This is a genomic window from Rahnella sp. RcJ3, from assembly GCF_009498575.1.
In the GTDB taxonomy this organism is placed as follows: domain Bacteria; phylum Pseudomonadota; class Gammaproteobacteria; order Enterobacterales; family Enterobacteriaceae; genus Rahnella; species Rahnella aceris.
Genome location: NZ_QSNX01000005.1, coordinates 134,477 through 154,909 on the forward strand (window position 1 = coordinate 134,477; position 20,433 = coordinate 154,909).

18 protein-coding genes are annotated in these 20,433 nt (G+C 56.1%); 11 read left to right on the forward strand and 7 right to left on the reverse strand.

Annotated elements, in window-relative coordinates; all coding sequences use genetic code 11:
* Positions 1-17: 17 nt before the first annotated feature.
* The 7 genes from DXU84_RS08600 (at position 18) to DXU84_RS08630 (ending at position 8,754) form a co-directional block, all read left to right on the forward strand.
* Positions 18-899 (forward strand): ABC transporter permease, encoded by an 882-nt coding sequence (locus tag DXU84_RS08600; RefSeq protein WP_013575473.1) that lies wholly within the window; start codon positions 18-20, stop codon positions 897-899.
* Positions 899-1,684 carry an ABC transporter ATP-binding protein gene (locus DXU84_RS08605; protein WP_013575474.1) on the forward strand — a complete coding sequence of 262 codons (786 nt, stop codon included), beginning with the start codon at positions 899-901 and terminating at the stop codon, positions 1,682-1,684. Before DXU84_RS08600 ends, DXU84_RS08605 begins: the two co-directional genes overlap by 1 nt.
* A gap of 123 nt (positions 1,685-1,807) precedes the next feature.
* On the forward strand, positions 1,808-3,358 hold the full coding sequence (gene hutH, locus DXU84_RS08610) for a histidine ammonia-lyase (RefSeq protein ID WP_013575475.1): 1,551 nt from the start codon (positions 1,808-1,810) through the stop codon (positions 3,356-3,358).
* A 57-nt stretch (positions 3,359-3,415) separates the two neighbouring features.
* Positions 3,416-5,104: a urocanate hydratase gene (gene hutU / locus DXU84_RS08615; RefSeq protein ID WP_112152238.1), complete on the forward strand. Its 1,689-nt coding sequence runs from the start codon at positions 3,416-3,418 to the stop codon at positions 5,102-5,104.
* A 173-nt stretch (positions 5,105-5,277) separates the two neighbouring features.
* On the forward strand, positions 5,278-6,444 hold the full coding sequence (gene hisC, locus DXU84_RS08620) for a histidinol-phosphate transaminase (protein ID WP_153375419.1): 1,167 nt from the start codon (positions 5,278-5,280) through the stop codon (positions 6,442-6,444).
* A complete protein-coding gene (locus DXU84_RS08625) occupies positions 6,441-7,592 on the forward strand; it encodes an alpha-hydroxy acid oxidase (protein ID WP_013575478.1) in 1,152 nt (383 codons plus the stop codon). The genes hisC and DXU84_RS08625 overlap by 4 nt, the downstream gene beginning before the upstream one ends.
* Positions 7,593-7,668: 76 nt before the next feature.
* Positions 7,669-8,754 (forward strand): iron-containing alcohol dehydrogenase family protein, encoded by a 1,086-nt coding sequence (locus DXU84_RS08630; RefSeq protein ID WP_153375421.1) that lies wholly within the window; start codon positions 7,669-7,671, stop codon positions 8,752-8,754.
* 242 nt (positions 8,755-8,996) lie between these two features.
* On the opposite strand, the gene DXU84_RS08635 is transcribed toward DXU84_RS08630, so the two are convergent.
* From DXU84_RS08635 to DXU84_RS08665, 7 genes are all read right to left on the reverse strand, one after another.
* Positions 8,997-9,767 (reverse strand): SDR family NAD(P)-dependent oxidoreductase, encoded by a 771-nt coding sequence (locus DXU84_RS08635; RefSeq protein WP_153375423.1) that lies wholly within the window; start codon positions 9,765-9,767, stop codon positions 8,997-8,999.
* Positions 9,767-11,089, reverse strand: a complete 1,323-nt coding sequence (locus tag DXU84_RS08640) for a hypothetical protein (RefSeq protein ID WP_013575481.1) — start codon at positions 11,087-11,089, stop codon at positions 9,767-9,769. Before DXU84_RS08640 ends, DXU84_RS08635 begins: the two co-directional genes overlap by 1 nt.
* Before the next feature lie 2 nt (positions 11,090-11,091).
* Positions 11,092-12,432 (reverse strand): histidinol dehydrogenase, encoded by a 1,341-nt coding sequence (hisD, locus tag DXU84_RS08645; RefSeq protein WP_153375425.1) that lies wholly within the window; start codon positions 12,430-12,432, stop codon positions 11,092-11,094.
* A 16-nt stretch (positions 12,433-12,448) separates the two neighbouring features.
* Positions 12,449-13,219: an ABC transporter ATP-binding protein gene (locus tag DXU84_RS08650; protein WP_013575483.1), complete on the reverse strand. Its 771-nt coding sequence runs from the start codon at positions 13,217-13,219 to the stop codon at positions 12,449-12,451.
* Positions 13,219-14,028 carry an ABC transporter permease gene (locus DXU84_RS08655; RefSeq protein WP_013575484.1) on the reverse strand — a complete coding sequence of 270 codons (810 nt, stop codon included), beginning with the start codon at positions 14,026-14,028 and terminating at the stop codon, positions 13,219-13,221. Before DXU84_RS08655 ends, DXU84_RS08650 begins: the two co-directional genes overlap by 1 nt.
* Positions 14,025-15,032: an ABC transporter substrate-binding protein gene (locus DXU84_RS08660; RefSeq protein ID WP_013575485.1), complete on the reverse strand. Its 1,008-nt coding sequence runs from the start codon at positions 15,030-15,032 to the stop codon at positions 14,025-14,027. Before DXU84_RS08660 ends, DXU84_RS08655 begins: the two co-directional genes overlap by 4 nt.
* A 274-nt stretch (positions 15,033-15,306) precedes the next feature.
* Positions 15,307-16,287: a LysR family transcriptional regulator gene (locus tag DXU84_RS08665; protein WP_112198766.1), complete on the reverse strand. Its 981-nt coding sequence runs from the start codon at positions 16,285-16,287 to the stop codon at positions 15,307-15,309.
* A 189-nt stretch (positions 16,288-16,476) separates the two neighbouring features.
* Between DXU84_RS08665 and argH the strand changes: the two genes are divergently transcribed.
* The 4 genes from argH to DXU84_RS08685 are packed head-to-tail and all read left to right on the forward strand — an operon-like array spanning position 16,477 to position 20,433.
* Positions 16,477-17,904: an argininosuccinate lyase gene (gene argH / locus DXU84_RS08670; RefSeq protein ID WP_153375427.1), complete on the forward strand. Its 1,428-nt coding sequence runs from the start codon at positions 16,477-16,479 to the stop codon at positions 17,902-17,904.
* Positions 17,905-17,922: 18 nt separating this feature from the next.
* Positions 17,923-18,795 (forward strand): amino acid ABC transporter permease, encoded by an 873-nt coding sequence (locus DXU84_RS08675; RefSeq protein WP_153375429.1) that lies wholly within the window; start codon positions 17,923-17,925, stop codon positions 18,793-18,795.
* A 13-nt stretch (positions 18,796-18,808) separates the two neighbouring features.
* A complete protein-coding gene (locus DXU84_RS08680) occupies positions 18,809-19,573 on the forward strand; it encodes an amino acid ABC transporter ATP-binding protein (protein WP_013575489.1) in 765 nt (254 codons plus the stop codon).
* A gap of 38 nt (positions 19,574-19,611) precedes the next feature.
* Positions 19,612-20,433, forward strand: a complete 822-nt coding sequence (locus DXU84_RS08685; RefSeq protein ID WP_013575490.1) for an ABC transporter substrate-binding protein — start codon at positions 19,612-19,614, stop codon at positions 20,431-20,433.

Consider the following 20,433-nt stretch of genomic DNA (forward strand, 5'->3'; position numbering starts at 1 on the left):
CCATGAAGGACCGCGATATGAACAGCCCTGTCAGCCAGACAGCAGAACAACATATGACTTCGCAGTCAGCCTTACGCGAGCCGGCACCGTTGCCGGCAAGCAAAAAAGTCTGGCATAACCCGATGATGGTGCCTTTGCGTCCGGTCGCGTCGCGGCGTCGCTGGTTTCTCGGGTTCTGTTTCTTTGTGCTGTTTTTTGCTGTGTGGGCGCTGGTGACGTTTACCGGCCTTGTTTCCCCGACATTCCTCGCCAGCCCGGCGAGCATGTTGCAGGAAGGGATTTTACTCTTTACCGATTTTGATTTTACGACTGATATAGGCATGACGGTGATGCGCGTGCTGGGCGGCTTTATTCTGGCCTGCGCCATTGCCGTTCCGCTCGGCATCCTCATGGGGTCTTACAAACTGATCGAAGCTTTTTTCGAACCGTTTGTGTCCTTTTGCCGGTATCTGCCTGCGTCAGCGTTTGTGCCGTTGCTGATCCTGTGGGCGGGTATTGGTGAAATGCAGAAAGTTCTGGTGATTTTCATCGGCTCTTTCTTCCAGATCACCCTGATGGTGGCGGTAACCGTGGGGGCAGCGCGGCGTGACCTGGTGGAAGCCGCGTATACGCTGGGTGCCACCAACCAGAGTGTGGTGCGCAGGGTGATCATTCCCGGTGCGGCACCGGAAATTGCTGAGTTGCTGCGCCTTGTGCTCGGCTGGGCATGGACTTATGTCATTGTGGCGGAGCTTATCGGATCCTCGAGCGGTATCGGACACATGATTGTTAACAGTCAGGCACTGCTCAATACCGGGCAAATGATCTTCGGCATTATTGTGATTGGTTGCATTGGTTTGCTCTCCGATCTGTTGTTCAAAGCGGCCAACCGTCGGCTGTTTGTATGGAGTTCATTGTGATGAGCCATCCGAAACTGAGTGTCCGTCAGGTGGAACGTATTTTTACCGGCCCGAAGGGCGAGAAAACGCAGGCGCTGTTGCCGGTGGATTATCGGGTTGATGAAAACGACTTCATCACCATTCTCGGGCCTTCCGGCTGTGGTAAATCCACGCTGCTGCGCATTGTCGCCGGGCTGGATCAGCCAACGCGTGGCGAAGTGTGGCTCGATGGTGAACAGGTAGACGGCCCCGGTGCCGATCGCGGCATGGTGTTTCAGAGTTATACCTTGTTTCCGTGGCTGACCGTTGAACAGAACATCCGTTTCGGTTTGCAGGAGCGTGGCGTGAGTAAGGCAGCGCAAAAAGAGCGCAGCGACTACTTTATTAATAAGGTCGGGCTGCGGGGTTTTGAGCAGCACTTCCCGCGTCAACTTTCCGGCGGGATGCAGCAACGCACCGCCATCGCCCGCGCACTGGCGAATGACCCGAAAATTTTGCTGATGGATGAGCCTTTTGGCGCCCTGGATAATCAGACCCGCGTGATGATGCAGGAACTGCTGTTATCGATTTGGGAATCCTCGCGCAAAACCGTGTTGTTCGTGACACATGATATCGACGAAGCGATTTTCATGGCTAATAAGGTGGCGATTTTCAGTGCCCGGCCGGGGCGGATCAAAACCGAAGTGGCGGTTAATTTCCCGCATCCGCGGGACTACACCCTGAAAACGTCGCCGGAATTTATGGCGCTGAAAGCGCGGGTTACCGAAGAAATTCGTACCGAAACGATGCAGGCAATGGATCACTGACTTCACCGCCCCGCATCTGTACAGAATAGATTGTAGATTCGTCATGTAATGCGTAAATGCCCGGCGGGCTGCGTCCTTAGCCGGGTTTACTTCCGGTTTCACTTGTCTATACAGGAATAGATTATGGCTTCTTCATCCAATGCGTTAACCCTTTGCCGCCTGCAACCAGGTCATGTTGATCTGCCCATGCTGCGCAAGATTTATCAGGGCAATGTCCGCCTTGAACTGGCTGAGGAGGCGCGCGCAGGCGTGCTGGCGTCGCAGGAAACGGTCACCCGCATTGTTGAGTCGGGGAAAGTGGTCTACGGCATCAATACCGGTTTCGGCAAGCTGGCACAGACGCGTATTCCGGCGGAGCGTCTGGCGGAACTGCAACGCAATCTGGTGTTGTCGCACAGCGTCGGCATCGGCAAGGATCTGGCGGATAACGTGGTGCGTCTGGTGATGGCGACCAAAGTGCTGAGCTTGTCTCGCGGCCATTCCGGCATCCGCATTGAGGTGATCGACGCACTGATTACCTTGTTCAATGCCGGTGTTTATCCGTGTATTCCTGAGAAAGGCTCCGTGGGAGCGTCCGGTGACTTAGCGCCGCTGGCGCATCTCTCCCTGATGCTGATTGGTGAGGGGCAGGTCACGGCGCAAGGCGAAAAAATGTCGGCGACTGAAGGTCTGGCGACGGCAGGCCTGAAGCCATTTGAACTTGGGCCGAAAGAAGGGCTGGCCCTGCTTAACGGCACACAGGTTTCCACCTCGCTGGCGTTGTCCGGTCTGTTTGAAGCCGAACGCGTATTTTCTGCCGGACTGGTGGCGGGCGCATTGTCGCTGGAAGCCATCAAAGGTTCCGTAAAACCGCTGGATGCACGCATTCACGAAGCCCGCGGCCAGCAGGGTCAGATTGGGGTGGCGGCGGCACTGACCGAGATCCTTCGCGGGAGTGACATTGTCACGTCTCATGCAGATTGCGGCCGCGTACAGGATCCGTATTCCATCCGCTGTGTACCGCAGGTGATGGGGGCTTGTCTGGATAACCTGCACCACGCTGCCCGTATCCTGCGCATTGAAGCCAATGCCGCTTCTGATAATCCGCTGGTGTTTTCCGAAAACGGTGACGTGATTTCCGGCGGTAACTTCCATGCCGAACCGGTGGCTTTTGCTGCCGACATCATCGCGCTGGCCGTCGCTGAGATCGGCGCGATTTCCGAGCGTCGTATGGCGTTACTGCTCGATACCGGGCTTTCCGGTTTACCGGCGTTTCTGGTCAATGACGGCGGTGTGAACTCCGGCTTTATGATTGCGCAGGTAACCGCAGCGGCACTGGCGTCGGAAAACAAATCGCTGGCGCATCCGGGCAGCGTTGACAGCCTGCCGACCTCGGCGAATCAGGAAGATCATGTATCCATGGCAACCTACGCCGCCCGCCGTCTGGGTGACATGTGCTTTAACACCAGCGTGGTCGTGGGCATTGAAGCGATGGCCGCCGCACAGGGTATTGATTTCCTTCGTCCGCTGCAAAGTTCAGCGACGCTGGAAAATGAAATGAAAGCTATCCGTGAAAACGTGGCGTTTCTTGAAAAAGACCGCCTGATGGCACCGGACGTTGAAATGATGCGTCTGTGGGCTTCCCGCGAGCATTGGCCTGCGGCGATTGAAGCGCTGCTGCCAAGCTTTGCCTGATGACTTTTGTCCTGTAAAGATTGATTCAAACACCCTATTTCAGAGAAGGAAATGATGATGAACGCTCCACAAAAAACGGCCATTGCCCGCGTTGTTCGTGCGCCACAGGGCACGGAACTGAGCTGCCAGAACTGGCTGATTGAAGCGGCATACCGCATGATCCAGAACAACCTCGATCCGGATGTCGCTGAGCGCCCGGAAGATCTGGTGGTTTACGGCGGCATTGGTAAAGCCGCGCGCAACTGGCCGGCGTTTGAAGGCATTCTTGACAGTTTACGCAAGCTGCGTGAAGACGAAACGCTGCTGGTGCAATCCGGCAAGCCGGTTGGCGTTTTTCGCACCCATACCGATGCGCCCCGCGTGCTGATTGCCAATTCCAACATTGTGCCGCACTGGGCAAACTGGGATCACTTTCACGAACTGGATAAAGCTGGCCTGATGATGTACGGCCAGATGACCGCCGGTTCCTGGATTTACATCGGTGCGCAGGGCATCGTGCAGGGTACTTATGAAACCTTCGCGGAAGCGGGACGCCAGCATTACAACAGCGACCTGCGCGGCAAATGGATCCTGACTGCCGGTCTGGGCGGCATGGGCGGCGCCCAGCCACTGGCGGGCGTGCTGGCCGGAGCCTGCGTACTGGCAATTGAATGTCAGGAATCGCGCATCGATTTCCGTCTGCGCACCCGTTATCTCGATTACAAAGCACACAGCATTGATGAAGCGCTGGCCATGATTGAAAAAGCCTGCGCCGAGAAAAAAGCCATTTCCGTGGGGCTGCTGGGCAATGCCGCAGAGGTGATGCCACAACTGGTTGCCCGCGCAAAAGAAGGCGGTCTGCGCCCGGATATCGTCACTGATCAGACCTCGGCACATGACCCGCTGAACGGCTATCTGCCGGAAGGCTGGAGCCTGGAAAAATGGCAGGATGCGCGACTGTCAGATCCGCAAGCGGTGGTGAAAGCTGCCCGTGCGTCGATGGCCAAACACGTTCAGGCAATGCTCGATTTTCATGCGATGGGCATTCCGACGGTCGATTATGGCAATAACATCCGTCAGGTTGCCAAAGACGAAGGCGTGGAGAATGCCTTTGATTTCCCAGGTTTTGTGCCTGCCTATATCCGTCCGCTGTTCTGTGAAGGCAAAGGCCCGTTCCGCTGGGTGGCGCTTTCCGGGGACCCGGAAGATATCTACAAAACCGACGCCAAACTGAAAGAACTGTTCCCCGACAACGCAAACCTCATTAACTGGCTGGACATGGCGCGCGAACGTATCGCTTTCCAGGGGTTACCGGCGCGTATTTGCTGGCTGGGGCTGGGAGAGCGCCATATTGCCGGTCTGGCATTCAATGAAATGGTACGTAACGGCGAGCTGAAAGCGCCGGTGGTTATCGGCCGCGACCATCTCGACACCGGTTCTGTTGCCTCACCAAACCGTGAAACGGAAGCCATGAAAGACGGTTCTGATGCAGTTTCCGACTGGCCGCTGCTGAACGCTTTGCTCAATACTGCGGGCGGCGCAACGTGGGTCAGTCTGCATCATGGTGGTGGCGTCGGGATGGGCTTCTCGCAACACGCCGGAATGGTGATTGTGGCTGACGGTACCCGGGAAGCCGATGCCCGCCTTGACCGCGTGCTGTGGAACGACCCGGCAACCGGTGTGATGCGTCACGCAGACGCTGGCTATGAACAGGCAAAAGACTGTGCTGAACGTCATCACCTGAATTTGCCAATGCTCGCAAAGTAATAATGGTAAGTGATTAATTCATTGAGACATTAAATTGAACAAACCTCACGGGCAGTGGCGCAGGCCGTTGCCCGTTTTGTTTCAAAAACATTCGGAAAATGCTGCAAAAAGTGGCGTAAAAATCCGCTGATTTACGGCATACTCGGGAGCATATCTACAGTGTGAGGTAAGTAATGGCTTCAGATCTGGCAGTTCTTGATTCGGCATTTAAAAAGCAGCAACAGCTTCTGAAAAATCTGGCAAGGCCCGGGGCGCGGTCACTGAGCGTTTATAACGCCGGGCTTTCGGCTGATGCTGTGCAAAAAAAATACGGCGTGACTCATATTGCCAAACTGGCCAGTAATGAAAACCCGCTTGGTGCCAGCCCGCAGGTGGTGGCGGCGTTAGAAGCGGATGCCCGTTTCAGTGCGATTTATTCTGATGCATCGAGTGCGGTGCTGCGTGACGCGCTGGCAGCAGATACCGGCGTGGCAGCCGAAAATATTGTTATCGGCAACGGTTCCGAAGACATCCTGCATATGCTGGCGCTGGCGTTTCTTAACCCCGGCGATCGTGTTGTGACGCTGATCCCCTCGTTTGGTTTACACGAAATCTTCCCGCGCATGATGGGGGCGGATGTCACGATGGTCGGCGTGAATGCACAGCAGGAATTTGATGTTGAAGCCTGGGAAACCGCACTGCGCGCACCGGCCAAAATGTTGATTTTCAGCAACCCGTCCAATCCGGTGGGCTGCATGCTTAACCGGGAAGGATTCACCCGTATTATTAATGCTGCGCCAGCGGATTGCGTGCTGGTGATTGACGAAGCCTATTTCGAATATTGCGAAACCGACGCTGCCTATCCGGACAGTCTGCTGGTGCTGGCTGAGCAGCCACGACCGTGGATTGTGTTGCGGACTTTCTCGAAAGCGTACGGGCTGGCCGGGCTGCGGGTGGGGTATGGTTTAGCCAGTCACCCTGAACTGGTGAATTTGCTGGACAGGGTGCGGACACCTTTCAACATCAACCGTTCGGCGCAGGTGGCTGCCGTGGCGGCATTGCAGGATAGACAGCATGTCCGCGACAGCATTGCGCTGGTCACCGCACTGCGTGAGGACATGGCGGCCGAACTTACCGCGCTCGGTTTTAACGTCGCCTCATCCTATGCCAACTTCCTGTTCTTCGATTGCGGCCGCCCGGCTACGGAACTGGCACAACGCTTGCTTACTTATGGCGTGATTATCAAACCCTGGCGTGAAACCGGTTATGAAAACTGGATCCGCGTGTCCATCGGTCATGAACAGGATAACCGGCAGTTTATCGACAGCCTGAAACGTATCCTGACGGAGGAGGCGGAGTGAAACGTGCTGCGCTGAACATTGACGATCTGCGCCGGCAGGCGAAATGCGCCTTGCCCCGTTTTGCGTTTAGCTATGTTGAAGGCGGGGCGGATGATGAGCAAACGCTGCAGGATAACCGTGAGGTTTTTGGCCGCTGGCGCTTTATTCCGCCGGTACTGAACGATTCAAGCCAGCGCGATTTGTCCGTCACGGTGTGCGGGCAGCGGCTTTCTGCACCGTTACTGATTGCACCGACAGGCTATAACGGCATGTTGCGTTTCGGCGCGGATACCATGCTGGCCCGTACAGCGAAACGCGCGGGTATCGCCTATATCCAGAGCACGGTTTCAACCGCTTCGCTTGAAGAAATCGCGGCACAAAATCTGCCCCAGCACTGGTTTCAGTTGTATGTGCTCAAAGACCGGACCGTCACCACCAGCCTGCTGGAGCGGGCCAGAGCAGCCGGTTGCACCACGCTGGTGGTCTCGGTTGATGCGGTGCATTTCGGTAACCGCGAAAAAGATAAGCGTAATTACCGGCGGCCGATGAAGCTATCGGTGCTGAGCATGATTGATGTCGCGCTGCATCCGGGCTGGGTCTGGCGAACCTTAAAACCGGCAGGAATGCCTGGTTTCGGCAATCTGAAACCCTACGTTCCGGCAGATAAACAACGAGGAGCGGGCGGGGCGAGCTACTTTTCAGCGCAGATGGATACCCGTCTGAACTGGGAAACCCTGCGCTGGATCCGCAGCCAGTGGCAGGGCGCATTGTTGATCAAAGGGATCCTTGCGCCGGAAGATGCACAGCTCGCTTTTGCGAGCGGAGCCGATGGCATTGTGCTGTCAAATCACGGCGGGCGTCAGCTCGACGGTTCGGTAAGTGCACTGGAAGTGCTGCCGGAAATCCGCAAGCTGTGCGGTTCGCAGGCGACGATCCTCATCGACAGCGGTTTTCGCCGTGGCACTGACGTGGTGAAAGCCCTGGCGCTGGGCGCGGATGCGGTGCTGCTCGGCAGACCGATGTTATATGGTGTCGCCGCAGCCGGTGAGGCGGGCGCGCAACGGGCGCTGGAGATTATTTTGCAGGAAGTTGACCGCACGATGGCGCAGCTTGGCTGCACGTCGGTTCGCCAGCTTGGGCCGCATTTGTTGCGTCAACAACCCTATTGATTTGAAGTAATAACAAAAGCATCTTCAGAGAATTTTCATCAGACCCGTCAAATACAAAAATCACGGAGAGGCAGTTATGCAGGCACAGAATATTATCTTCCCGGCGCAAATCCTGCGCGGACCCGGCGTTATCTCTCAGCTTGGTGACATTTGCGCACTGCTGGGTACGCGTGCGCTGGTGATTGGTGGCCATCAGTCGCTGGCCGCCGTGGGGGATAAAATCCGCCACCAGCTTGAGGGTTCCGCCGTGGAACTGGTTGGCAGCGAATGGTTCGGCGGGGAAAGCAGTGAGGGCAATATCAGCCGCCTGGCTAAAATCGTTAAAGATAAAAAAGCCGATATCGTGATTGGTGTGGGTGGCGGCAAATCTCTTGATACCTGCAAAGCCGTTGGCGTGGAAACCAGTGTGCCGGTTGTGACGATTCCGACGATTGCCGCGACCTGCGCCGCCGTCACGCCGCTGACCATCCGTTACCATGACGACGGTCATTTCCGGGATTTATTCCCGCTGCCACAGGCACCGGCTTCGGTGATCATCGACAGCGAAATTCTGGCTGTTGCCCCGTTGCGCTGGCTGGCTGCAGGCCTTGGCGACACGCTGGCAAAATGGTATGAATTCCGTGCCATCAGCGGTCATCACGGCCAGCTGAGCGGCGTCGCACGTTCTTCCAGCGCCAACAGCCGGATCTGCTATGACCTGATTGAATCTTACGGCCCGGCGGCCTGCGACGCCGTGCGCGCCGGTAAACCGAACGCCGGGCTGGATCAGGTACTCGATGCTATTTTCATGTTTGCGGGCCTGACATCGCTGATGAGCAGCGGGGCACATGCCGCTGCTTCCCACGCCATTTATGAAGGTTTCACGGTCTGTGATAAAACCCGTGAATTCGGCCACGGTCTGCTGGTCGGCTTCGGCAACCTGTGCCTGCTGGCGCTGGAGAACCGCAGTGATGAGGAACTGCTGGAAGCCGTCAGACTTGCGCAAGCCTGCGCTGTGCCGCTGCGTCTGAGTGAGATAGCCGATCTTAATGAGGATGAGCTGGAAAGTATTGTGCAGGCATCACTGCATGCGCCGGATATGGCGAATATGCCGGGACACGTGACGGCGGAGGCGCTGTATGCGGCAATTGCAAGGGTGGAGGAAATGGGGGCGAGAATTTAAGGATTTTTAGAGTTTCAGGTGTGTCGTGCAAGCTTTAACTTATTGGTTTTTCATTAATACCCCCTCCCGGCCTCCCCCTTCGCAGGGGGAGGAGCAAAAGCCAATCCCACAAGCAACCCGGTCGGCTCCCTCCCCTGCGAAGGGGAGGGTTGGGGTGGGGTATTACAGACAAAACAGTAACTTATGTACACTCCGGTTGAACGCCAAGCTTGCACGGGGCCTGAGCCAACCCGTGTCTGACATCAGATCCCCGCCAGATATCCCCCGTCCACATAGAGCACCTGCCCGGTGATATACGCTGCGGCCGGGCTGCTCAGAAATACCGTTGCGCCGATCAGATCTTCCAGTTCGCCAAATCTTCCCAGCGGGATCTTTGCCTGCATCTGCCGGCACCAGGCGGCGTTGTCATAAAACTCAGCGGTCAGGTCTGTTTTGAAATATCCCGGTCCGATGCCGTTCACCCGGATGTTTTTACCGGCCCATTCTGTCGCCAGAGTATGTGTCAGGCCGACCATCGCCGATTTAGATGCGCCGTAAGCAGCAGCGCCGGGCACGCCGACCTGGCTGGTCAGGGAGCACAGATTAAGGATGCTGCCACCGCCATTTTCAGCCATCAGCCGTGCTGCGGCCTGGGCGCAGAAAAATGCGCCTTTAAGATTGGTGGTCAGAATGCGGTCCCACAGCACTTCGTCGACATCCATCGACGGGCATAACTGTTCAGTACCGGCATTGTTAACCAGCACATCCGGCGGTGCGGGCAGGGAGGCGAAAGCGTCGGCAAAAGTGGCGGGCTGCGTGACGTCCAGTACCAGCGGCGTGGCGTCACCGTTTTGCTGGCGGATTTGTTCGCAAACGGCATTCAGCGTGGTGATATCACGCCCGCAGACAATGACGCTGGCTCCGGCTTGTGCCATACCTGAAGCCAGTGCCTGACCGATGCCGCGTGAACTGCCGGTGATCAGTACCCGCCTGCCTTGCAGCGAGAAACGTTGCAGGGAGAAAGGAGAGGCCATCAGGGTCTCCCCACCGGGCTTATCCGCGCCAGCCAGTCGCTGAACTCATCGGTATCTTCGACCGGTTCGCTGCCGAGCATGACGGCCATTGCCAGCCCGAGGGCGGAACTGGTTGGCGTATGGCCGCTGAAACCTCCGGCGCGTAAATCCAGCACCAGCGTCGGGCAGCAGAACATGGCGAGCCGGAAGATCCGCTGCCAGTGGGGTGGCAGCCAGCCGTGGCGGGCGAGTTGCGTCAGTAACGGCTGCCAGTATTCCTCGCCTTTGTCACGTAAAAACGCTGCGCGCAGCGGGGTTAACTGCCAGTTATGATCGACATATAACGTGTCGCCGCGACGCATCACGGTCACTTTGTAAAGTTCGCCGCAGCGTGAAGGTTCATACAGCCACAGCGGATGGGCAAAAATGTTGTGGAAGGTGGCTTTGATTTCCGCCAGTAGCGCCGGAATATTACGACCGGCAAACGCCGGGTCGAAGCTGACCAGTTGCGGGATTTCCTCCGTGGTGTCGTACCAGACGTTGGCATTATGCGCGTCACCGTGCGCGGTAATCACCCCGTGATCGGCCAGTGCCGCCGGTGCCAGGCGGACGCCTGCTTCACTGAATAGTTGGCGTAAACTGTGCTGATAAGCCACGCCGTTGATTACCCATCGCAGGTTGCTCAGTGTCTGCCATTCCAGTTCCTCATCTTCCAGCCGGAAGGTTTTACCGACGTAAAAACGGGCCACGCGACCCCCAAAACCCGCGGTGATTTCCGGGTTTTCCGGAGAAATTAGCCGGTGATAGAACAACTGATGGACAGGTTCGGCCGCCACCGCACTGACTGAGCCGGGTTTCAGCGTCGGCAGGGTATGGGTCAGAATATCGCGGTCAGCGCGGCGCTGTGCCTCTTCGATTTCCGCTTCCTGGTCCCACGCCTGCTGCTGTTCGATATCGCGGCAGATGTCCGCCATGCGCCGGTCATGGCGCAGGGTGTACATCAGAATCTGCCGCCCCGGCTCGCCGCAGGCATAGACAGGAACATCCACGCGAAAGCCACTTTCACGCAGCAATTCTGCGTTGTAATACTCCTCGATGGTTTTATCTTCGCCTTCTTCATTGTGATATTTGAAGAACAGGGCGCGGCCATCCTCAAGGGTCACGGTGCCGTTGAGAGAGTTGAGGCTGTACTGATCGCGGTTGATGGTGAGCTGACCGGCAGCCACGCCGGTGACTTCGCCGATAAGCTGGCGCAAAACGTCTGCCGCCTGCTGCCATTCTCCCGCCTGCACTAACTGACGCGCCTGCGCGGCCAGCGGTTCACTGCCCGTCATATTGCTCATCGTTACTGGCCTTTTTTGTTGATGATCTCAGTGCGTAAAGCCGATACCGCCAGCGCGTGGCCGGGGAATCCTTCATACAATGCAAAGGCGTGTGCTTTATCGGCCAGCGGCTGATAGCCTTCGCGGGTGACATAGCCTACGGAGATCCGTTTCATGTAATCGAACACAGACAGCGGCCCGACGGTTTTCGCTGCGCCATTGGTCGGCAGAACTGCGTTCGGTCCGAGGACGAAATTCCCCAGCGTGATCGGTGTGTAATTCCCCAGCAGGATTTCACCGGCATTGCGGATTTTGCCCATCACGGCCATCGGCTCTTCGGCCAGAATTTCCAGATGTTCCGGCGCGTACTGATTCACAAATTCAACGGCTGCGGTGAAATCTGCTGTCAGCACCACGCCGCCGTGGGTTCCGCATAATACGGCCTGTGAGAATCCGGCCCGTTTTTCATCGAGCTGCGCCCAGTAACCGGGCAGTGCGGCGATGGCCTGTTCAGCGACCCGACGGCTGCTGGTGACCAGATACGCCGAAGAATCCGTGCCATGTTCTGATTCGATGATCAGATCCAGCGCTGCCAGCGCACCGTCCACGGTGTCATCGGCGAGGATCAGGCTTTCGCTTGGACCGGCAGGAATGCCGGGGTCGATCAGATTCGAGAGTTGACGCTTGGCGGCCACCACCCACGGGCTGCCGGGGCCGACTATCTTCAGGCACTTCGGCACGGTTTCCGTGCCAAATGCCACGGCAGCGACACCCTGTGCGCCGCCGCATTTGTACACTTCGGTAATGCCAACCAGACGAGCGGCCACCAGCGTGGCGTCATCGACTTTGCCGTCGGGGCCAGGCGGGGTGATGACAATGGCGCGTTTTACACCTGCGACCACCGCCGGAATGGTGGTCATCAGTAACACGCTTGGGAATGAGCCTTTGCCGCGTGGCACGTAACAGGCTACGGAATCGATGGGCACATGGCGGTCACCGGCAAAGGCGCCGGGGCGGATTTCTTTCATCCACATGTCTTCCGGTTTTTGTGCTTCATGGAAGGCGCGGACGTTTTCGACGGCGAAACGGATCGATTCCACCACCTGCGGATCGAGGCGTTCAAACGCCGTTTCGAATTCCGTATCTTCCGCCAGAATGCTCATATGCGGCGCGGTAACGCCGTCGAAATCGCGGGCAAAACGGCGCAGGGCGGCATCGCCTTCGGTACGCACCGCTTCAATGATCGGCGCAACGCGCTCAGTGAAAAACGACAAATCGGCTTCCGTGCGTTTGAACAGCTCCGCTGGCAGTTCAGACGAATCACTCAAATCATGAAAAGTTACGGCTTGAAAAGGTGCAGACATGGTCAATCTCCGGTTATCAGGCCAGCGCAGCGCGGGGATGGCCGCTGCGGATAGTGTGCAGGACCTGGCGTTGCAGATCAGTGAATTCAGGGCTGGCGGTCAGTTCCTCACGGCGCGGACGCGGTAACGGTACGTCGTAAGTCGCCGCAATCGTGCCGGGGCCCATCACCACAATGCGGTCAGAAAGATATACCGCTTCTTCAATATCGTGGGTGACGAACATGACGGTCAGCCGGTGTTGCTCCCAGATGCCGGTCAGTAATTCCTGCATCTGATGGCGGGTCATGGCATCCAGCGCGCCAAAGGGTTCATCCATCAGCAGGATTTTAGGGCGGTAAGACAGCGCACGGGCGATGGCGACACGCTGTTTCATGCCACCGGAAAGCTCCGCGGGCCAGGCATCAGCAAACTGCGTCAGTTGCACCAGTTCGAGATGCTGACTGGCTTTTTCACGGCATTCCGCGCGGCTGAATCCGGCGGCTTTCAGCGCAAACTCAATGTTCTGACGCGCTGTCAGCCAGGGCAACAGGGTGTAAGACTGAAATACCACGCCACGGTCAATGCCCGCGCCGCGAATGGTTTTGCCATCCACCTGAACGTCGCCGCTGTCGTAATCCTCAAGCCCGGCAGCAATCGACAATAAGGTGCTTTTGCCACAGCCGGATGTGCCAACCACCGAAACAAATTCATTGTCCGCCAGTGTCAGGCTGATGTCGTGCAGCACTTCGCGCGTTTGTTTGCCAACCTGAAAACTTTTGTGCAGATGGGAAATGGTTAACACCGACATCAGGCGCGCCTCTTGTTGTAGCGGAACAGCACGCGCTCAAGTGCACGCATGATCTGATCGCTGATTAAACCCAGAATACCCAGCAGCAGGATGTAGCCGATGATGGTGTCAGTCTGGAAGAAACGTTGCGACACCACGATGCGGTAACCGAGCCCGGACGTGGATGCCACCAGTTCGGCCAGCACCAGCCACGTCCACGCCCAGCCGAGACTGATGCGCAGTGCGTCCCAGATACCCGGCAGTGCACCGGGTAAAACGATGCGGAACAAGATTTTGCGATCCGGCATGCCTAACGTGCGGCCTAAACCGACAAAATCGCCGGGCACCCGTTTCACGGCGTCGATCACCATCAGAACCTGCTGGAAGAATGTACCGATCCAGATAATCAGGAATTTCTGCACATCGTCGGTGCCGGTCCACAGAATGGTCAGCGGCACGAACGCCACCACCGGCATGTAACGGATAAAGTCCACCAGCGGTTCGGTCAGCGCTTTGAAGAAACCGTAACAGCCTGCCAGCACGCCAATCACAATCGACATCACTGAGGAAATCGCGAAGGCGATACTGATGCGGTACAGGCTGCTTTTAATGTCGCTCCATAGCGTGCCGTCCTGCGCCAGACTGACCATTTTCAGCCAGACATCGGTCAGTTTGGGCAGGAAAATCGGCGGGATCGCGCCGCTGCGGGTTGCCAGCCCCCAGGCAAGAAACAGAATCACGAACAGCGTGACCGCAATGCCGACGAACACTTTGCGCGACGGCAGGCGGCCAATCACCATCAGATTGAGCGGTTTACGACGCGAACTCATGGCAGGCTGTTCACGAAGCTGGCGTCAATCACCCCGGCGGCGGTTACCGGTTTAGGAATAAGCCCGGCGGCGGTGGCGGCTTTGAGCACGTGGGCGAAGGTCTGGTCGGAGAAGGAATGGCTGAGCACCTGTTTGTTTTCCGCCAGCGAGTAATATTTCACGCCATCAAACGCGGTTTCCAGATCTGCAGGCGTTGCGCCAACCGCTTTGGCGATGATGGCGCGATCCGCTGTGGTATTGGCCTGGTAGTGGGTCAGGGCGGCGTCCCAGCTTTTGATCAGCGCAGCGATTTGCCCCGGTTTTTCTTTCAGTACGGAATCACGGACCACCAGCACATCGCCAATCAGGCCGGGATCGGAAGAGCCGCTGTAGAGCATTTTCAGCGACGGGTCCTGTTTTTTCGCGGCAGAAATATAGGGTTCATAAGTGACGGCAGCAGTGACGCGTTTGGCAATCAGCGCGCTGCCCGCAGAATCGGCTGGCATCGGCACCGGTGTGATATCACTCCATTTCAGACCTGCAGAATTAACGGCGCTGTGCAACAGAATGTCGCTGGTGGTGCCTTCTTCAAAGGCCACCTGCTTGCCTTTCAAATCTTTCAGCGTGGTGATGTCTTTGCCCACCAGCAGGGCGTCTGCGGTTTCACTTTGATCCAGTAACAGCACCACTTTGATCGGTAAACCGGCAGAGACCATCGCCATTGCGGTATGTGTGGCAATGTTTGCGCCGTCGATCTGGCCGCTGGCTAAGGCGGCGTTGATGTCTTTATCTTCGGCGAAGTTAATGATATCGACCTTCTCCAGCCCCTGTTGTTTAAAAATGCCCTGACTTTGTGCGACGTGCCACTGGCCGTAACCCAGCCAGGGTTCAATGCCCATTTTGAACGTGCCCGCTTCGGGTGCAGCGGCGGAGGTGCTCAGGCTGAATGTGCTAAGTGCGCCAAGACAACAGGCCAGAGCCAGTTTGTTTTTGAAGAAACCCGTAAAGGTCTGAGAAGGTGACATAATTTCCTCGCTTGGTGTGGGAAGAGAAAAAGACGGCCAATAAAAATCCTAATGTGCAACCCTGTATAGACAAGTGGGTGAAGCAATTACTGCGCCACAGTTGAAATCGCAGAAGGAAATCATGCAGGGCTTTGATGTTATACATTTTTAGATAATTAATGAGAAGAAGGTAAATGAACTTATAATTAAAAGTGATAATCCGCACCACAACATGACTTTCTTTGCACCTTCAGGGTGCAGAAAAACAATGATATGCAAAGGGTGCATAAGCCGGTCAGCTGGCTCTGGCTTCAGGAACGGGGATTAATGCCTGTTTAAGGGCGTTGTAAAATAACGTCATCACCGAATTAAACGGTGCGCCTTTTTTCAGTACAAGGCTGAACGGTGTGGCAATTTCAATATTCTCCGGCATCAGTGCGCGGAGTTTATTTCCGCCCATAAAGGCACTGGCGTAATGTTCAGGCAGAAATCCGAGATAATTTCCCGTCATCAGCAGCATGGTGACGGCTTCGACTTGCACCGCAATGGCGTGCGTGGAAGTGACATCCGAAAAGATATTTTTTTTACTGTGATTGGCGTAAAAATGATTCACCATGTGCGACGATTTGATCTGTGATTCTTTTATTTCAGCGGCAGGGACGCTGAACAGCGGATGTTTGTCGCCGCAATAAAGATAAGCCATTTCATGATAGAGGCAATAGTAATCAAACTCCGGTTTTTCCTGATACACCGGCATGATGCCACAGGTAAAACGTCCGTCGATAATCCCGCGTTCAATCTCGTCCAGCTGAGTGGCGTGCAGGCGAATACTGACCTTCGGTGCCTGACGGTAAATCTCACCCAACGCACTGACTACGGGCGATTGCGGGTCAGTGATGGTGTTATCGATGATGCCAATATTCAGCTCGCCAAACAGTTCATGACGGGCGTGATTGAGTTTGTCGCGAAACTGATTGATGGATGAAAATAAATCAAGGCAGGCCTGATAAGCCACTTTACCGTGTTCGGTTAAATAAAATCCTTCACGTCCTCGGGTGCAAAGTTTCATGCCAAAACGGATTTCGAGATCAGAAATTTGTTTACTGATCGCCGCCAGACCAATATTCAGTTCATTGCATGCGGCGGTAAAACCACCGGCTTCCACCACGGTTTTAAAGACGCGCAAAAGTTTTAAATCGGCGACGCCAAGGCTGTGCTGGTTAATATCACTTTTTGCGGGTGATGTGTTTCCTGATTTGGAAAGTGGACTTTCCATAATTAATATTTACCCCCGCCTTTAAAATCTACACCATCAAATTCACGTAGCCTCACTCGTTATTACCTTGCAAGCCTCAGATTGTTCAGTGTCATTCGTCATGTTGCCGGAAGGGTTTTATTTTCTCTTACCGTCAGACATGCCACCGGATCCAGGTTTGCAACATTTATGCCATACAAGGAAAAAATTATGTCGCAACAGCCAGAATTACTGTGGGGAGCACGCTTCAAACACGGGCCAGCCGCCGCATTAAGCGCGTTATCGCGCAGCCCGGAATATTATTTTTCCCTTGCCGAATATGATCTGGAAGGGTGCCGCGCCCATGCGTATGAATTAAGCCGCGCCGGTTTACTCGACGAAAATGAAACCGTCCTGATGGTGGAGGCCATTAAACAACTGGCGAAGGATTTCCGTGCCGGGATTATTCAGCCGGTTCAGGGGGATGAAGACGTTCACACGTTTATCGAACGCAGCCTGACCGAGCGGCTGGGCGAACTCGGCGGCAAGCTGCGGGCAGGGCGTTCACGTAATGATCAGACCGCTAACGATTTACGCCTCTACCTGCGCGACCACGCCCGCAAGATTGTGGCGGCATTGCTCGAACTTCAGACTGCACTGGTGAAGCAGGCGGAACAGCATATTCATACTCTGGCACCGGGTTTTACCCATCTTCAGCAGGCGCAGCCGATTGTGTTCGGGCATCAGCTGATGGCGCATGCGCAGTCCTTTTGCCGTGACATTGAACGCTTTCAGGACTGGGATAAGCGTTGCGCACTGTCGCCTCTGGGCGCGGCGGCGATGGCGGGTTCTGCGATTGCCCTGCACCCGGAACTCTCCGCCAAAGATCTCGGTTATGACGGTGCCTGCGAGAACTCGATTGATGCCGTGGCCAGCCGGGATCACGTCGCAGAATTCCTGTTTGCGGGCAGTATGCTGAGCGTCAATCTTTCCCGCATCAGTGAAGAAGTGTGTCTGTGGGCATCGCGCCAGTTCCGCTGGGTTGAACTGGACGACGGCTACGCCACCGGCAGTTCCATCATGCCGCAAAAGAAAAACCCGGATATCGCTGAACTGACGCGCGGCAAAAGCGGACGGCTGATTGGCAACGTCACCGCCATGCTGACCACCATGAAAGGCCTGCCGCTTTCCTATAACCGTGACCTTATCGAAGACAAACGTAATGCGCTGGATACCGTCGAACAGTTGCTGTTAGTGCTGCCTGCGATGGCGGGCATGATCGATACCATGACCGTCAATGTTGAGCGTTTACGCGAACAGGCACCGGAAGGCTTTACGCTGGCGACTGAAGTGGCCGACTGGCTGTCGCGCCGTGGCGTGCCGTTCAAGGAAGCCCACGAAATCACCGGCAAACTGGTGCAGGTGTGTGAGCAACATAATCTGGCGCTGCACGAAGTCAGCGACGCGCAGTTACTGGAAGTAGACGCCCGCCTGAGCGCCGACGTGCGTGAATGCCTGACGCTGGAAGCGGCGATCAACGCCCGCAGCGGCAAAGGCGGCACGGCGCCGGTGCGGGTGGCGGAGCAAATTGCGCGGCTGAAAATTCGTCTGCAGGCGCAGGCGCACTGGGCTACAGGCTACGCTGGCCTGTCTTTATAACCGGGCGGGAGAAGGCTTATGACCCCTTATCAGAAAATGTCGGAAAGCGCGAAAAGCGCAGAGATTGATCTCAGCGAATATCACTACGTGCCGCAACGTTATTACGGCCGGTTTTTTGCCTCGGTGGTGATCCTGCTGCTGCTGGCGTTGCTGGTGAATGCCTTTGCGCACGGCAAAATCGAATGGCAGTACGTGGAGCAGTTCCTGACCGCCAAAGCCATTCTGTTCGGGCTGGGCAATACCATTGTGATGTCGGTGCTGGCGATGGCGCTGGGGATCGTGTTCGGCGTGATTATCGCCGTGATGCGCATGTCGCAAAACCCGGTCCTGCGCAGCGTGGCGATGGGGTATACGTGGATTTTTCGCGGCACCCCGCTGATTTTACAACTGTTGCTGTGGTTTAACCTGGCGCTGATTTTCCCGGTCATCGCCATTCCCGGCGTATTCAGCATTCAGACCGTCGATATCATGACGCCGTTCACCGCCGCGCTGCTCGGCCTGAGCATTAATCAGGGCGCGTACACCTCGGAAGTGGTGCGTGCCGGGCTGATCTCGGTCGATCTCGGGCAGTACGAAGCCGCGAAATCCATCGGCATGACCCGTCTGCATGCGCTGCGGCGGATTATTTTGCCCCAGGCAATGCGGGTGATTATCCCGCCCATTGGTAACGAATTCATCAGCATGGTGAAAACCACCAGCCTTGCCAGCATGATCCAGTATTCCGAAGTGCTCTATAACGCGCAGACCATTTACTTCGCCAATGCGCGGGTAATGGAACTGCTGTTTGTGGCGGGCATCTGGTATCTGGTGGTGGTGACCGTGCTGTCGCTCGGGCAGAACCGTCTGGAACGTTATTTTGGCCGTGGCACCCGCCGCCGCACCAGCCACTGACAGGAGCCTGACCATGAAAAGTATTATCAAAGCCGTCAACGTTAATAAGTACTTTGATCAGTTTCAGGCGCTGAAAAACGTCAATCTTGAGGTTAAACACGGCGAAGTGATGTGCATCATCGGGCCTTCCGGCTCAGGGAAAAGCACATTTTTGCGCTGCATCAATCAACTTGAGCGCATCGACAGCGGGGGCGTCTGGGTCGATGACGAACTGGTCGGTTACCGCATGGACGGCAAAAAGCTGTATCCGCTTAATGACCGGCAGATTGCCCGTCAGCGGCTGAAAACCGGCATGGTATTCCAGCGTTTCAATCTGTTCCCGGATAAAACCGCGCTGGAAAACATCATCGAAGGGCCGTGTCAGGTGCTGCTGCGTCCGGTGAAAGAGGCGACGCAGGAAGCGATGGCGCTGCTTGAGCGCGTCGGGCTGGCGCATAAGCGTGATGCTTATCCGCTGGAACTTTCCGGCGGCCAGCAACAGCGCGTGGCGATTGCCAGGGCGCTGGCGATGAAACCCAAAGTGATGCTGTTTGATGAACCCACCTCGGCGCTCGACCCGGAGATGGTGGGTGAAGTGCTGGCGGTGATGCGCGGCCTGGCGGCAGAAGGCATGACCATGATTGTCGTCACGCATGAATTAGGTTTCGCGCGGGAAGTGGCAAACCGCGTGGTCTTCATGGACGAGGGCGGAATTATAGAAAGTGGTAATCCGGAAGACATTTTGCTCAACCCGCAAAATCCACGGACGCAGAACTTTATTTCTGCCGTCCTGATCTGACCCTTTTGACGTTAACTTTTGACTATGGGAATGCCTTCATGAAAAAAACATTGTTGTCCCTCATTACCGCTGGCGTGCTGCTGAACGGCGCTGTTTCTGTCGCCAGCGCGGCGGAGCTGAAGCAAAAAGACGAAATTAAAGTGGCGATGATGCCGAACTATCCGCCGCTGGAATTCAAAGATCCGGCCACCGGTAATCTGACCGGCATGGATTACGATCTGGGCATGGAACTCGGCAAACGCCTGAACCGCAAAATCAGCTGGCAGGAAATCGGCTTTGAACAGATGGTTAACGCCGTCGCCACCCATCGTGTCGATATGATTTTATCCGGTATGACCGACACCAAACCGCGTCAGGACATCGCCACGTTCGTCGATTACTACAACAGCGGACCGCAGTTCTATACCACCGTCGCGCACAAAGAAATCAATACCATGCTGGATTTGTGCGGCAAGAAAGTCGGCACCAGCCGCCGTACCACATTCCCGGCTGAAATTGCGGCCTGGAGTGAAGCTAACTGCGTTCCGGCAGGTAAGCCCGCCATCGTGGTGATTGGCGCGGAAGGCACGGCGGATGCGCGCACCCAGTTGCGTCAGGGGCGTATTGAAGGCGTGGTGCAGGGCAGCGAAACCCTGCCGTACATCATGAATCTGGAGAAAGACACCTATAAACCGCTGGGCAAAGCTTTTGCCTATCAGGTGACCGGTATGGGGATCAGCAAGGACGATCAGCCGCTGATTGACGCGGTAAAAGGCGCGCTGACCGACATGATCGCCGACGGTACCTATCTGAAAATCCTCACCAAATGGGGTTTGCAGGATGGTGCAATCCAGGAAGTGACCATCAATAAAGGCAAATAA